The organism is Chryseobacterium sp. SIMBA_028, assembly GCF_046535285.1.
Lineage (GTDB): Bacteria > Bacteroidota > Bacteroidia > Flavobacteriales > Weeksellaceae > Chryseobacterium.
The window spans coordinates 1-245 of record NZ_JAWRWZ010000688.1; the positions used below are offsets into that span (position 1 = coordinate 1).

The following is a 245-nucleotide window of genomic DNA, read 5'->3' on the forward strand; positions in this document are numbered from 1 at the left end:
GGGGACCGGCTCTGAGGCAAACAGCAAATATTGCCCGACTAAACGGTGGCCTCTGCCCGCCGGTGAGCTACCTTTTTGGCCTGCTTTACCAGGACGGCCTCGCCTTGACGGAGGGCTGCGTAGAGGGGGGCCGCGATGAAAATCGTGGCTGCGGTACCGATAAGGATGCCCACGAACAGAGCCAACGACAGGTCCCTGAGCGTTCCAGCACCCAACAAGCCCGCACCGATAAACAGAATGGCGGC

General features: G+C 61.2%; 1 protein-coding gene. It reads right to left on the reverse strand.

The features are described 5' to 3' along the window. Nucleotides 1-38 precede the first annotated feature (38 nt). Nucleotides 39-245: hypothetical protein (locus SCA31_RS25000; protein ID WP_410699644.1), on the reverse strand; the 207-nt coding region annotated here is incomplete at its 5' end.